We start from the raw sequence: 13,815 nt of genomic DNA, 5'->3' as shown, positions 1-13,815 counted from the left end.
AAACGTTTAGGACGCAAGTGTCTTTGTGTTATTTTTGTTACGTATTATCTCCGGATTTGGTTGGTGTTATATCTTATTTGGTAATATTTTTATCTTTTTAAAGATATTCGATAGCCTAAAAAAGTGCTGAGTTAATTTTCTATACTATTTTTGACTACTTTATTACCCAAATTGTCCTTTTGTGTATATAAAAGAAAACAGCGGCTGTCCGAAAATAGGCTAATTGTAGCTATGGAGCGTAATATTTGAAGAGGTCTTTCCACTCATCATCCAAATTACCTTTGTATACGTTTTGTTTGGCACGACGATACCAATATTCTGCATTCCACTGATCGCCTTCTTTGCGATGTAAATAAGCATGAACATGTGCTGCGTCAGTTCCGCCCAATTGATCGATCAGGTCATGCGCGGTTTTCCAATTTCCTTTTAGATCATACCAAAGTGACTTTTGTACCGCTGTCCAATGCTGAAGCGGAGCTTCAAGAGATTGAAATTCTTCTATTGTCATATTTTATTCTGTTATTTCTTTGCTCCAGATTTCATAAATATCGTCTCCTTTCGAACTTTTTCCTTTATGATGCCATGCGCCATTCAGGATTTCACCATCAAAGGCGAGTTCTTGTCCAACTCTATTATTGTCTCTCGAAAAGAACTGTATTTTTTCGGAGTACCGATTATTATTGTACTGGTAGTCACCTCCGCCTGTACCATAGAAACCCTTTTGAGCAGGATTAATCGCTATCCATTGAAAATATCCATCAACCAATATTTTGATTGTTTTACGATCTGCTTTGGGAATATCTTGCATTTTGCCTTCTTGCTGGCGACCAGTGATCCGCCAAAGTGCATCTAGGTCTTGTGGAACTTTTTTCTGCTTGATATAGAGATGGTAGCCATTGGCAGTTTTTAGGCGAAGGGAGTCTGCATCAATCCGATAAGGTAATTGGGTTGTTTTGCCAATAGCCGCCGAATCCTGTGAGTTATACTCGACAGCGATAGTGATCAGATTAGGTTGTTTATCAAGTGCGCCACCCCAGGTATGCTGAAAGCGTTTTCTGACGTCATCGTAACTTATAAATGAAATATAATGGTCTTTAACGAGCATTAAATGTTTATTGATGCCATCCTGGTACAGGTAGGCCCCGTCGTGAAGTTGCTGCTGTGCCTGGATTTTAGAAAAATAGATTCCAAAAAATAGAAAGAATAGGAGGGTACAATTTTTCATAACGGGTCTAAACTTGTTTCCCCTAAAGATACGAAATAAAACAGCGACACGAGCGACGAACATTGGATTTAATCGAATCAAAAAAAAGCTGACCAGGCGATGCCTTGCCTCCAAAAAGTTAGACACTTTTCTTGGCAGTTCAGCGAACGGTCAGCTTTTTTGATTCGGAGTTAAATGTATCTATTTAAATTTACTCGCCAATGCAGCTAGTTTGCTGGCCATATCCGATTGTGGTTCGGCCTGCTTTTTAAAATCATTCTTTTTGTTTTTGGGTAGCGCAGGCTTCTCATCTGTTTTCATTGACAATGCAATGCGACTACGTTTTTCGTCTACTTCTGTTACCGTTACCATGACGTGTTGCTGTACTTTGACGACTTCATGGGGATCTGATATATAGCGATTAGATAATTGGCTTAGGTGTACCAAGCCATCTTGATGTACGCCAATATCAACAAAGGCTCCAAAATTCGTAATATTGGTAACGATTCCCGGTAGTTTCATGCCAACCCGTAAGTCGCCAATGCTGTTGACCCCATCCGTGAATGAAAATGCTTCGAATTTTTCCCTTGGATCTAATCCGGGTTTTGCTAATTCATTTAGAATATCGTTTAATGTCGGTAGTCCTACTTCCTCCGAAATGTAATTTTTTAGGGGAATAGATTTCCTGAGGTCAGCATCTGTCAATAGGTCCTCCACTTTTTTTCCCAAGTCTTTGGCCATTTGTTCCACCAGCGCATAACGCTCGGGGTGTACTGCAGAGGAATCCAATGGATTTACCGCATGGCGAATGCGAAGGAATCCTGCTGCTTGTTCAAAAGCTTTATCACCAAGGCGAGGAACTTTTTTCAGTTCACGTCTCGATGCAAAGGGACCATTCTCATTTCTGTATTTGATGATCTGTTGGGCCAAAGATGGACCTAGACCCGAAACATAGGATAAGATTTGTTTGGAGGCAGTATTCAGTTCAACACCGACCGCATTTACACAGCTGATAACAGTGTCGTCCAGAGAAGTTTGGAGTTTATTTTGATCAACGTCATGTTGATATTGTCCGACACCGATCGATTTTGGATCGATCTTAACCAGCTCAGCCAAGGGATCCATTAATCGTCTACCAATAGATACTGCACCACGTACCGTAACATCTTGATCTGGAAATTCTTCACGAGCAGTTTCGGAAGCCGAATAAATAGAGGCTCCACTTTCATTGACCATAACGATGGTAACGTTATTTAATCCGAGTTTCCGTACAAATTCCTCCGTTTCTCGACCCGCTGTTCCATTGCCGATTGCGATGGCTTGGATATCGTATTTCGAAACTAAATACTGAATTGTTTTTTTTGCCTCTGCCAGTCCGTTGGCACCCGTATGTGGAAAGATAGCCGTATTTTCTTTGAGCTGTCCCTGCTCATCCAGAACAACCGTTTTACAGCCTGTGCGAAATCCTGGGTCGATCGCAAGCAGCCTTTTCTGCCCTAGTGGAGCGGCTAGAAGTAATTGACGAACATTGTCGGCAAAAACTTTGATGGCTTCTTCATCGGCTTTTTGGCGTGTTAATACACGAATTTCAGTCTCCATGGAAGGTTTTAACAGACGCTTATAGCTATCGACCAAGGCGAGTTTTACCTGAGCTGAGGCATCGTTGGCACCCTTAACATAGATGGATTCGATACGGGGTAGAATTTCTTCTTCATTGATCGCTATATCTAAGTAGAGTAGCTCTTCTTTTTCCCCACGGCGCATGGCCAGCACACGATGGGAAGGTGCATCCTTCAAAGATTCAGACCATTCGTAATAATCTTTATATTTTAGGGCGGCTTCTTCTTTTCCAGGAACTACTTTTGAAACAAATGCACTTTTTTCGAGGAATATCGCTCTCGATTTGGCTCTCACTGTCGCATCTTCGGCAATGACCTCTGCAATAATATCGCGGGCACCTGCTAGTGCCTCCTCTGTATTTTTTACTCCTTTTTCTTCATCAATTAGACTGTCGGCAAGGGCGAGGAAATCGCCCGTTTCTTGCGCCAAAATAAGATCCGCTAAAGGTTGCAGACCTTTTTCACGTGCCACACTGGCGCGGGTTTTACGCTTAGGTTTGTAAGGCAGATAGATATCTTCAAGACTAGCCATGGTTTCGGCATTCAAAAGCTGCTGTTCAAGCTCCGCTGTCAATTTCCCCTGATCGTTGATAGATTTAAGAACAGCTTCTTTACGTTTATCTAAATCGCGCAGCTGCTGGAAACGATCTCTGATATTGGTGATTTGAACTTCGTCCAAACTACCAGTCATTTCCTTACGGTAGCGTGAGATAAACGGAACGGTAGCGCCTTCGTCTAATAGTGCTATAGTCGTGCGAACCTGTTTTTCGCTAATAGAAAGCTCGTTAGCAATAGTAATTTCGTGTGTTGATAAGCTCATTGTCGGTTTAATCTTAAAAAGTAGAGCTGTTGAATCACCATTCAACAGCTCTAAGTATATCTAATTATAAACTAAAGTAGTAAAATTAAGCAGGTTTATTGGTATTGTCCTGCTCAGGAACTTTTTTATCTTCTACCTCGTTGTTTTTAGTTTCAGCAAAATGATCGTTATACCCGTACGTGATGTGAGACGGCTCTTCGCCGTAATCGGGTTGTTTATGTGGATTATGTTCGACGACACCGGCAGGTGTTGTGAATTCATATTTTTTCTTAGGCTGCTCTGTTTCTGAACCTTCTACGGTTTCCTGTGGCTTAGCCTCTTCTTCGTGTGCTGCTTGAGCCTTTTCCTCAGCTAAACGCACATCATTAGGAACAGCTTCTTCTTTTACTTCTGTTTTAACGTCTATGTCTTTCTCGAAATTATTGATTTGATCTGAAATTTCACGCTTGATACCTTCTGATGCATCTTTGAACTCACGTATTCCTCTTCCTAAACCTCTCGCCAATTCAGGAAGTTTTTTGCCTCCAAAAAGTAACAAGATTGCAAACACAATTAAGATCATCTCTTGTGTTCCGATGTTTAGAAATGCTATTACTGGATTGTACATACTCTTTTTCCTCTTCTTTTGATTACTAACTAGATGCTAAGGTACATTTATATTTCTATAGTTCTTAGACCCAAAAGTAAATTTAAGATAATTTTAAGGTATTTGAAACATAAAAATTACTTAACAAAGTGCCGTTATTTGATGGGTGTAAATTGTTATATTTTTTGCTAAATATTTTTTAATATGACGATAGGGTAGCAATATCTTCGTATTTTTGTGGCTATTTTTTTAGGGAAATCGATTATGTTGGGAAAATTTAAAACATTTAAACCGTATTACAAAAGTACGATGGTATTGGCGGGGCCGGTGGTGATCTCACAATTGGGACATACACTGGTGCATACCGCGGATAGTGTAATTGTTGGACATTTTGCAGGAACCATTCCATTGGCCGCAGTTTCGTTGGTACATGCTGTTTTTATGGTTGTTATGGTTGTCGGGTTGGGAATTGCGTATGGCATTACGCCATTGATTGCGCAGGAGAATGGCCGTGATAATAAAAAAGAGTGTGCCATATTGTTGTCCAATAGCTTTTGGTTAAATATTCTCGCAGGACTCTTGTTGTTCGCTTTAGTTTACTTTGGTTCGATGTTGGCTATCGATCACCTCAACCAAGATCCGGCCGTGGTGAAGGAGGCAAAGCCTTATTTACTTATTCTAAGTTTATCGATGCTTCCGTTGATGGTATTTAGTACATTTAAACAATTTGCTGAAGGCCTGGGCTTTACAAAGCAAGCCATGAATGTAACTATTTGGGGAAATGTACTGAACATTATTTTGGCGATCATCTTTGTCAAAGGGATGTTTGGCATTAGTCCTATGGGGGTGAAGGGAGTCGGATACAGTACATTGATCGACCGGGTGTTAATGATGTCTGTGATGATGACCTATGTATTGCGATCGCAGAAATTTAAAGGATATATTCAATATTTTAAGGTGACATTGGTCGATCGGCAACGATTGCTTAAGATCGTGCGCATCGGGGCACCCGTGGCTATGCAATATGTATTTGAAATTGGGGCTTTTGCAGGGGCTTCCCTATTAGCCGGTACGATAAGTGCTACAGCGCAAGCTTCTCATCAAGTAGCCATCCAGCTGGCCGCGATGACGTATATGATGGCGAGTGGTATCGCTGCTGCTGCAACAATCAAGGTGGGGAATAGTTATGGTAATAGAAACCTTTTTCGCCTCGAACGATTTGCCATCACTTCGTATCAATTGGTGTTGATCTTTATGGTGATTACAGCGTCTTTGTTCGCGTTGTTGAATAATTATTTACCTTATATCTTTACCTCAGATCATGCTGTGGTGATTATTGCTTCCCAGCTGTTGATTATTGCGGGACTTTTCCAATTGTTTGATGGTACGCAAGTTGTCGGTCTGGGGGTGTTACGTGGTATGGGGGATGTGAATATTCCAACCCTTATCACATTTATTGCTTATTGGATTATAGGGCTACCAAGTGGCTACCTCATGGGAGTGGTATTTAACTGGGGTATCAAGGGGATTTGGTATGGGCTGACATTAGGCTTGTTAACCTCTTCGCTTTTACTTTATCTGCGGTTTCAATTGGTGATCAAGAAGAAGAAAATACAATTCGAACAAAGTATGTTTAAGTAACAAAAAATATATTTTAAATAATAAAAATGCCCCAAATAAGTGTCTAACTTTTTGGGGCATGTCTATTTAAGAGCCTTTTTTATTTATCAATTTTGATGGCTAGATTACTCTATTGCTATCCCAATTTTCCAGGTAGTCCGCCACACGTTTTAAGAAGGTACCTCCGAGGGCACCATCGATTGCACGGTGGTCGTAAGAAAGTGAAAGATACATCATATGTCTAATACCAATCATATCACCATACTCTGTTTCTATGACTGCTGGTTTTTTCGTAATTGTACCTACAGCCAAGATTGCAGCTTGCGGTTGGTTAATGATAGGAGTTCCCATAATATTGCCAAAAGCGCCGATATTGGTGAATGTAAATGTGCCATCTTGTGTGTCGTCAGGTTTTAATTTATTTGCCCGTGACCGTTGTGCGAGGTCGTTGACACTTTTACTCAAGCCTACTAAGCTTAATTGATCTGCATTTTTGATAACAGGAACGATGAGATTGCCATTAGGCAATGCTGCCGCCATACCAATATTGATGTTTTTCTTCTTGATGATATTGTAACCGTCGATCGAGATATTGACCAATGGAAAATCTTTGAGCGCCTTGCTAATCGCCTCGATAAACAAAGGGGTGAACGTAATGTTTTCTCCCTCGCGTTTTTTATAGGCATCTTTAACTTTATTGCGCCACAAAACTAAATTGGTTACATCTGCCTCAACAAAAGAACATACATGGGGAGAGGTTTGTACACTTTTGACCATATGGTCTGCAATCAACCTTCGCATACGGTCCATTTCAATGATTTCATCACTGCCATTGGCAACAGTGTGAACATGCGATGGAGCAGTGGAGATTATTTTCGGAGATTCTGTAGCCGTGTTCGTGTGCTCTGCCGGAATAGACCTTGGTGTTTTTGCCGATGAATCTCGATGTGTTACATACGTTAAAATATCTTCCTTTGTCACTCTTCCCTCTGCTCCAGTACCCTGGATACGGTCAAGTTCATCTTGGGACAATCCTTCGTGACGTGCGATATTCTTTACTAAAGGTGAATAGAAACGAAGGGTATTCTCGTAGGGAGAAGACGAAGTTTCAGCCGCTACATTTGGCAGCTGGTCTACACCAGGGATATTCAACTCTATGATCTCTTCGGGAGCTGTCGCTGAAGGAGCTGTATTTTCTTGTGCTTGAATCGCAGGTTCTTCATTTTCGCCCTCAATTTCTATAATTGCAACGACTTCACCAACTTGGACAGTCTGGTCTACGGTATAGCAATGCTCTTTTAAAACACCTTTTACAGGGGAAGGTACCTCTGAATCAACTTTGTCCGTTGCGATTTCCAATAAAGTGTCATCTTCATCAATCAGGTCACCAGGTTGTTTTAACCATTTTGTGATTGTTGCCTCGGATACACTTTCTCCCATTTTTGGGAGCAAGAGTTTATATAAAGCCATATTTTTTAGCAATCTCGTTATAGAAAAACGAAGTTAAATAAATTGTGGTTTACTTTCAACAATTTAAAATATTATTCCTTAAATAACGTATTCTTTGAAATATTATTTTACTTTATTGTATGTCTTGTTCTTTTTCTTTTACCAGCAACTTCCACAAAAGTAATAAAGCATTCATACGGGTACGTTCGATGTTGATCAGTCTTTCGTTATTAAACTGAAACTTCTTAGTTAAAACTTCTTTTTTTCCCGCAACAGCTACCCAGATAGTGCCAACCGGTTTCTCAATTGTTCCACCACCTGGCCCCGCTATCCCAGTTGTCGCAATAGCATAATCCGACGAAAATGCCTTTTTTGAACCCGAAGCCATTTCTATAGCAGTCTGCTCACTTACTGCGCCATATTGGATCAGTGTTTCTTCTTTGACGTTCAACAATTGTTGTTTTAAAGCGTTGGAGTAGGGGATAGTACCACCAAGGAATATAACGCTGCTTCCTGCTACTGCGGTTATTGAAGCGGCAAGGCTACCACCTGTACAGCTTTCTGCGGTAGTCAATGTAGCACCTCGGCGGCTAAGCTCTTTAATTAAATAAGGTTCGATGCTGGTATCATAATCTGCAATGACATATTGTTGTAAACGATGGAGTAGCTTTGTTTTAAAAAGGGCAACCTGGAGCATAATGTCAGATTTATTCCTGCTTTTACCAGAGAGTCTCAATCGGATAAAGGCCAAGGTTGGTAGATAGGCCAATTTTATGCTTGAAGGAAGTTCTGATTCGATATCCTTTATTTCTTCTGCCAAATAAGATTCTCCGATTCCGCCGACCAAAATTGTCTCATGACAGATAAATAAGTCAGGATCCTGTTTGGCTAATAAAGGCAGCACATGTTTTTCCATCAGAAATTTCATCTCAAATGGCACTCCAGGCATAAAAATAAACTTCTTTTGGTTCTGGTGTACCAGCATGCCGGGTGCAGTGCCATAGTCGTTAAATAGGACTTCACAATTTGCCAAAACATCGGCCTGCTGCAGATTGATGTCGAGCATTTTTAGATTGCGTGATTCAAATATGTTGGTCACGTGCCGAAGTACATGCTCATCCCGTATCAAGGTGGTTCCAAAATACGCTGCGGCGGTTTTTTTTGTTACATCATCTTTCGTCGGGCCCAGACCTCCGGTGATTAAAATAAGATCTGCCCGAACTGAGGCCTCCTTCAATGTCGTTGAAATAGCCTCTTCGGTATCAGGGATCGATGTCATTTGAACGATATCGACTTCGAATTGGAGCAGTTGCTTGGCAATCCAGCCTGAATTGGTATCAATGATCTGCCCGATGAGGATCTCATCGCCTATGGTAATAATCTCTGCTTTCATCTTTAAAATAATTATGAAAATAATTATGCAACCACCTCCCTACTTTGAAAAATGCATCTGCGGGGATAGTGTTGGATTCAGGATATAAACTTACATAAAATTGCGGCTCAACGAAATGTTAAAAATGTATTTGATGGAAGAAGTTTTTTGAAAAGAAGCTGATGGTTCTGCTGACCAATACAAGTACGGCATTTCAAAAAAAAAGCAGTTATTTTAAAAATAACTGCCTCCTGAACTGGCTCTTTTTGTGAGCTTAAGATCTTGTAAGATCGATGCCTTTGCACGTATGGTGACGTTATAGCTTCGGAACCGGCCGAAAGGCATCCAGCCAAATGACATATCCCAACAATGCAGATCCCGATAGATATTGAAAGAGGTCATGACCACTTCCTTCTGTTTGAAATCGTATCCCGATTGAAAGGTGACTTTCCATTTTGGTGTAACACTGAAGTCGCCACGTAAATTCAATGTGCTTGTGATTTGACTTTCCATTCTCCGCGTACTGGAGTTGAACGATTTTGCCATATTGAAACTGAACGATGCCGCAAGATTCCATGGGATATTAAAGTCCACAAATGCATTTGGATCTGAGCTGATTCGAGCCAAGGCCTGTGCTTGCTCAGGAGTCATACCTGCTCCAGACATTTCTTTTCTTAAAGAATCAATATTGTTATTACGTGATTTCGCAGCTTTAGGATTCAGACTATAGTCAAAGGAAAGACCAAAGTTTGTCAGACGAGCAAGGCTACCGTCTTTAATGGCATAGCGATTGACGCGGACACCATTTTCATTGACCGAATAGGGATCAAATGTACCGTTGAAGTTTACATTCATCTTTTGGTCGAAAAAAGCTGTACGGCCAGAGAAAGTAATTGGGGACAACTTTAGCGAGTCGGCAACAAAGTTGTAATTTCCGCTGAACGTCAGACCTTGAAGAATAGGGATTTTCTTCATACCGCCATCTGTGGTATCGGATTTGCTTTTGACTTTTGCTTCGATGTTATTGTCAATGGAAAAGCCTATCCCTGCAGATTTTCCTGCAGAAGGAGATCCGTAGACACCCTGACTAAAGATTGAGTATACATTTCTGTTCCCATATTGATCGTTATAATGCTGATAGAAACCATATCTTGGATCCGAAAAATCGGGTCTATAGTTCAGGTTGATCGACGGTGTAACGACGTGTCTGATCTGCTTAAGGTTACCTATTTTAGGGAAATAATTACCATAAACCTTGGTCGAAAGTCCGGTCGAAACAGAGTAATCGTATGCACGATTGAATCCCTGAACGGTATCGATACGTTGTTTATAACCTGCGGCGGTATTGTCGATGCTTTGTCTTGTACTTTGTAAATACCAACGCTCGGTATAGTTTACACTGGTGTTGAACTGAAAATATTTAAAAGCATTGAGTGATAAACTGATTGGAATATTGTGTTGGAAACCATTTTGGAATTTTTTGAAGCCTCCTGGTTTAAATAACAATGTATCAATGGTGCTTACCGAGTTTTGTGCTTGGAAACTATAACCGACATTGATGCGTTGATACCATTTTTGTTCACCGACACGGTCTTTACTGTCAAATGGATTGAAAGAGGATACGTTTAAGCTGATATTTGGTAAACTCATCTGTATACTGCGCGTAGCCATATCCTGATTATGCGTTAAGCTGGCCGTGAGGTTTACCTTGCCATCGGCAAATACTTTTCCATAACTGATGGACGAGCCCATCCGGTTACGTGCAAGGTTTTCATAGGTGTTTTGTGTACTTCCGGTTCCGGTATTTTGAAAGAAAGAACTTGTACCAAAGTTAACACTTGCAGAGAAAGATGTTCCTGGATTGGCTTCCTGGCGTTGGGTATGGTTCCAAGTGACATTAAAATCCTTATTGGAGCCATAATTAGATGTTCCTTCAATACCCGTTTTGGTATTGGCATAACGGATATTAAAACCACCGTTAAATTTATAGTTGACGGTATAGCGCGTATTGATGGACGCTTCCCATGAACCTTTAGAATACAAGGAACCTCTAATCTCACTGTCCCAATAATCGTTGAAGGCCAAATACCAACCGATATCCCGCATCGAGAATCCTCTGGTATAATCTTCCCCAAAAGATGGGAAGAGAAATCCAGAAGCTCTTTTATCTGGTTTTGGGAAAAATGCAAATGGAAATGCCACGGGCATCGGTACACCCATCACGACAAGGTAGGCCGGACCAGAAATAATCTGATTTTTAGTGACAATTCCTTTGGTGATATGAATTCCAAAATGGGTATGTGGATAAGGTAGATTACAGGTACTATATAATCCCTTGTAAATAGACATTTCGTCGTAGATATTCTTTCGCACAATATTGGCCTGGATAAATCCACCATCAACTTCGGTCATAATACCGTAGGTATTTCCCTCTTGTTTTTCGTAATCATAATAAAGTGAGTCTACTGTTTTCGGTGATTCACCATTACCCATGATGACAATAGGACGCCCTACATATTTACCACTTTTGTCGTAGATCCCAGAAGCAAAAATCTTTTTCTTGTTTCGATCAAGACGGATATAATCGGCAGAAAGTTCAAAATCTTGGTACTTTACTTTTGCTCCGCGATAAAGGTGACTGATATTCTTGGCAACTTCAGATTTCTGCGAGTCAACCGCAATAATGCTCACTTCGGCCTGCAAACCACTTCCTTTTTTCTTGGTCGTATCGTTTACAGATTTGGTCGTATCTGCAGTTTTCGATTTACTCGTATCTTGCGATTTATTGGTCGCCCAAATAGGATCTTTACCTTGAAGTCCGTTCTGTTTTAATGGAATATTACTTTGAGCAAAGCTAGCATTGCTCATTGCAAGAATGATAAATAGTGTTAAAATGTTGATTAACGACTTCAAAATTAAAGACAAATGTTATTTTTGTGAAATAATGTTAAACTTCGAGAGACAAAATTAGTCAAAAAAGCAATAGAAAATATGTTAAATATCGTTATCTATTAAAGAAATAATATTGACGCATTTTGATTCGTTTATAGTAGAGCAAATAATTATTCAATGAAATCAGATTTAAGAATTAGAAAATGGTGTAGTGTTGTGTTCGCTACTTTGGGATTTTTTTTATTGAATTCTTTCACATTAAACAATGGGCAAGCAGTGCCTCCAGACTACCAAATAAAAACGATTGTAATTGATGCGGGCCATGGCGGTAAAGATACCGGAGCACAAGGGCGGCGATCGTTGGAGAAAAATGTAGCCCTTGAAGTTGCGTTAAAATTGGGAAAGCAGATTCAGAAAGATATTCCGGGTATCAAGATCATCTACACGAGAACGACGGATGAATTTGTTGAGCTTTACAAACGTATTCGCTTGGCGAATGCCAATAAAGCCGATCTATTTATTTCAATACACTGTAATTCCAGTGGTGCTAGCGCACATGGTACCGAAACATTGGTCTCTGGCTCGCATCGTTTGGGACAGCAAGATGCAGCCGTTCGTGAAAATGCGTCCTTGTTACTGGAATCAAACTATAAAGAAAATTATCAAGGATTCGATCCAAAAGACCCTGAAAGTGCTATCATCTTCTCCTTGATGAAAAACCGATTCCGTGAAAAAAGTATTCGTCTGGCGCAGATGATTGAAGGTGAGTATGTGAAGGCAGGGCGATATAGTAGAGGATTCTGGGAGAAAGGCTTAGCTGTATTGGCTGAAGCAGGTATGCCCGCTGTGCTTACAGAAATTGGCTTTATTAGTAATAGAGAAGAAGAGAGCTACCTATTGTCTGATGCAGGGCAACAGGAGGTTGTTGATAATTTGGTTTCGGCTCTGAAAATTTATAAAAATTCTGTAGAACGCTAAACAGATTTGCTTTTATGCTGTTTTAAACTTAAATTAATGATCATTACTAAATAGATTATTTGTGAAAATTTCAAACGAGACAAAAGTCGGCATATTAGCAACAGTTGCAATAGTTTTATTATTTATTGGATATAGCTTTCTAAAAGGAAATGATGTTTTTAGCAGCGATAATACTTTTTACACGACTTACGAAACTGTAGATGGTCTGACTCCATCAAAACCTGTTTTAGTGAACGGTTATCAAATCGGGCGTGTATCAAAAATGATTCTTCAACCCGATGGCAAGATTAAGACAGAGTTCAAAATACACTCCCATTATGACGTTCCAAAGAACACAATTGCCCGAATTTCAAGCACAGATTTGTTGGGAAGTAAGGCTATTGTTTTCGAAATGGGCAACAGTAAGGAATTGGCAAAGGATGGCGATTTTTTAACTTCAGGTGTTCAACCGAATATTATGGATAAGGTTGAACCCATTCAAAAACGGATCGAAACAATTACCATTAAACTGGATTCAACGTTATCGGTTGTCAATACTGTCTTAGACAAACAGTTTCAGGACGACTTTAAAAGAAGTATTCATAGTATTTCCACTTCTTTAAAAAATGTGGAAGGCATCACCAAAGATGTCGAAGGTCTAGTGGGGGATGAAAAGGGAAGACTGAATAGAATCATGGCTAATCTGGAATCTATCACTTCCAATTTTTCACAAAATGGTGAGAAAATCAATGCGATTATGTCTAATCTGAATAATATTACCGATAAGGCGGCCCGATTGGATTTTGAACATACCATGAACAAAGTAAATGCTGCAGTGAATGATTTTCAGGAGATCACAGGAAAAATTAATAGTGGTAAGGGATCTATCGGTTTATTGCTCAATGATGAAGCTTTATACAATAATCTTAATAATGCTTCGAAGGAAATGGATAATTTGATGAAGGACGTTAAAGAGAAGCCTGGGAAATATATCAAACTTTCCATCTTTGGAAAAAAAGGCGAGAAATAGATTTTAGCAATCAGATCAAATAATATACGTAAAAAGCCTGCATATAGCAGGCTTTTTTGTTTTCATGAGCTACCCGTTTGGCGGTTGAATTGGTCGTCGCGCCGATCCCATAAATTAGATTCCCCCATTTATGCTTTACCGATCCGGACTTTCCTATTGCTATGCTTATATCATGTTTGGTATTAAGATCGTTTTTATTGCCTTTTTACAGGGGATTAACACCGGGTTAACAGGGGTATACCCGGGCTAACCCCCTGTTATACCCC

Annotated in this window: 10 protein-coding genes; 3 read left to right on the top strand and 7 right to left on the bottom strand. The window is 40.1% G+C overall.

The window, feature by feature from the left end; all coding sequences use genetic code 11:
- Positions 1-229: 229 nt before the first annotated feature.
- The 4 genes from B2X72_RS00765 to B2X72_RS00750 form a co-directional block, all read right to left on the bottom strand.
- Positions 230-508, bottom strand: coding sequence for a hypothetical protein (locus tag B2X72_RS00765; RefSeq protein WP_075991259.1), 279 nt, complete (start codon positions 506-508; stop codon positions 230-232).
- A 3-nt stretch (positions 509-511) separates the two neighbouring features.
- Positions 512-1,225: a hypothetical protein gene (locus tag B2X72_RS00760; RefSeq protein WP_286848061.1), complete on the bottom strand. Its 714-nt coding sequence runs from the start codon at positions 1,223-1,225 to the stop codon at positions 512-514.
- A gap of 180 nt (positions 1,226-1,405) precedes the next feature.
- Positions 1,406-3,643 carry a Tex family protein gene (locus B2X72_RS00755; protein WP_286848060.1) on the bottom strand — a complete coding sequence of 746 codons (2,238 nt, stop codon included), beginning with the start codon at positions 3,641-3,643 and terminating at the stop codon, positions 1,406-1,408.
- Positions 3,644-3,728: 85 nt separating this feature from the next.
- Entirely contained in the window at positions 3,729-4,250 is a 522-nt protein-coding gene (locus tag B2X72_RS00750) for a Sec-independent protein translocase subunit TatA/TatB (protein WP_083663500.1), read from the bottom strand.
- Positions 4,251-4,493: 243 nt separating this feature from the next.
- Here B2X72_RS00750 and B2X72_RS00745 point away from each other — a divergent pair, with 243 nt between their 5' ends.
- The gene (locus B2X72_RS00745; RefSeq protein WP_286848059.1) at positions 4,494-5,870 is read left to right on the top strand and encodes an MATE family efflux transporter; all 1,377 of its coding nucleotides are present in this window, start codon (positions 4,494-4,496) and stop codon (positions 5,868-5,870) included.
- Between the two features lie 99 nt (positions 5,871-5,969).
- On the opposite strand, the gene B2X72_RS00740 is transcribed toward B2X72_RS00745, so the two are convergent.
- From B2X72_RS00740 to B2X72_RS00730, 3 genes are all read right to left on the bottom strand, one after another.
- On the bottom strand, positions 5,970-7,319 hold the full coding sequence (locus B2X72_RS00740) for a dihydrolipoamide acetyltransferase family protein (RefSeq protein ID WP_075991263.1): 1,350 nt from the start codon (positions 7,317-7,319) through the stop codon (positions 5,970-5,972).
- Between the two features lie 112 nt (positions 7,320-7,431).
- On the bottom strand, positions 7,432-8,691 hold the full coding sequence (locus B2X72_RS00735) for a competence/damage-inducible protein A (protein WP_286848058.1): 1,260 nt from the start codon (positions 8,689-8,691) through the stop codon (positions 7,432-7,434).
- Positions 8,692-8,904: 213 nt separating this feature from the next.
- Positions 8,905-11,538: a putative LPS assembly protein LptD gene (locus B2X72_RS00730; protein ID WP_286848057.1), complete on the bottom strand. Its 2,634-nt coding sequence runs from the start codon at positions 11,536-11,538 to the stop codon at positions 8,905-8,907.
- A gap of 201 nt (positions 11,539-11,739) precedes the next feature.
- Between B2X72_RS00730 and B2X72_RS00725 the strand changes: the two genes are divergently transcribed.
- Positions 11,740-12,540: an N-acetylmuramoyl-L-alanine amidase family protein gene (locus tag B2X72_RS00725; RefSeq protein WP_286848056.1), complete on the top strand. Its 801-nt coding sequence runs from the start codon at positions 11,740-11,742 to the stop codon at positions 12,538-12,540.
- 61 nt (positions 12,541-12,601) lie between these two features.
- Entirely contained in the window at positions 12,602-13,549 is a 948-nt protein-coding gene (locus B2X72_RS00720) for an MlaD family protein (protein ID WP_286848055.1), read from the top strand.
- The last annotated feature ends 266 nt before the right edge of the window (positions 13,550-13,815 follow it).

Source organism: Sphingobacterium sp. UBA7253, from assembly GCF_002472745.1.
Lineage (GTDB): Bacteria > Bacteroidota > Bacteroidia > Sphingobacteriales > Sphingobacteriaceae > Sphingobacterium > Sphingobacterium siyangense.
The sequence above is the reverse complement of the archived record's forward strand: the minus strand, read 5'-3'. Positions and strand labels throughout refer to the sequence as shown.

Coding starts and splice junctions, on each gene's coding strand:
- B2X72_RS00755 (WP_286848060.1), bottom strand. CDS start 3,643: ATGAGCTTATCAACACACGAAATTACTATTGCTAACGAGCTTTCTATT.
- B2X72_RS00750 (WP_083663500.1), bottom strand. CDS start 4,250: ATGTACAATCCAGTAATAGCATTTCTAAACATCGGAACACAAGAGATG.
- B2X72_RS00745 (WP_286848059.1), top strand. CDS start 4,494: ATGTTGGGAAAATTTAAAACATTTAAACCGTATTACAAAAGTACGATG.
- B2X72_RS00725 (WP_286848056.1), top strand. CDS start 11,740: ATGAAATCAGATTTAAGAATTAGAAAATGGTGTAGTGTTGTGTTCGCT.
- B2X72_RS00730 (WP_286848057.1), bottom strand. CDS start 11,538: ATGAGCAATGCTAGCTTTGCTCAAAGTAATATTCCATTAAAACAGAAC.
- B2X72_RS00740 (WP_075991263.1), bottom strand. CDS start 7,319: ATGGCTTTATATAAACTCTTGCTCCCAAAAATGGGAGAAAGTGTATCC.
- B2X72_RS00735 (WP_286848058.1), bottom strand. CDS start 8,691: ATGAAAGCAGAGATTATTACCATAGGCGATGAGATCCTCATCGGGCAG.
- B2X72_RS00765 (WP_075991259.1), bottom strand. CDS start 508: ATGACAATAGAAGAATTTCAATCTCTTGAAGCTCCGCTTCAGCATTGG.
- B2X72_RS00760 (WP_286848061.1), bottom strand. CDS start 1,225: ATGAAAAATTGTACCCTCCTATTCTTTCTATTTTTTGGAATCTATTTT.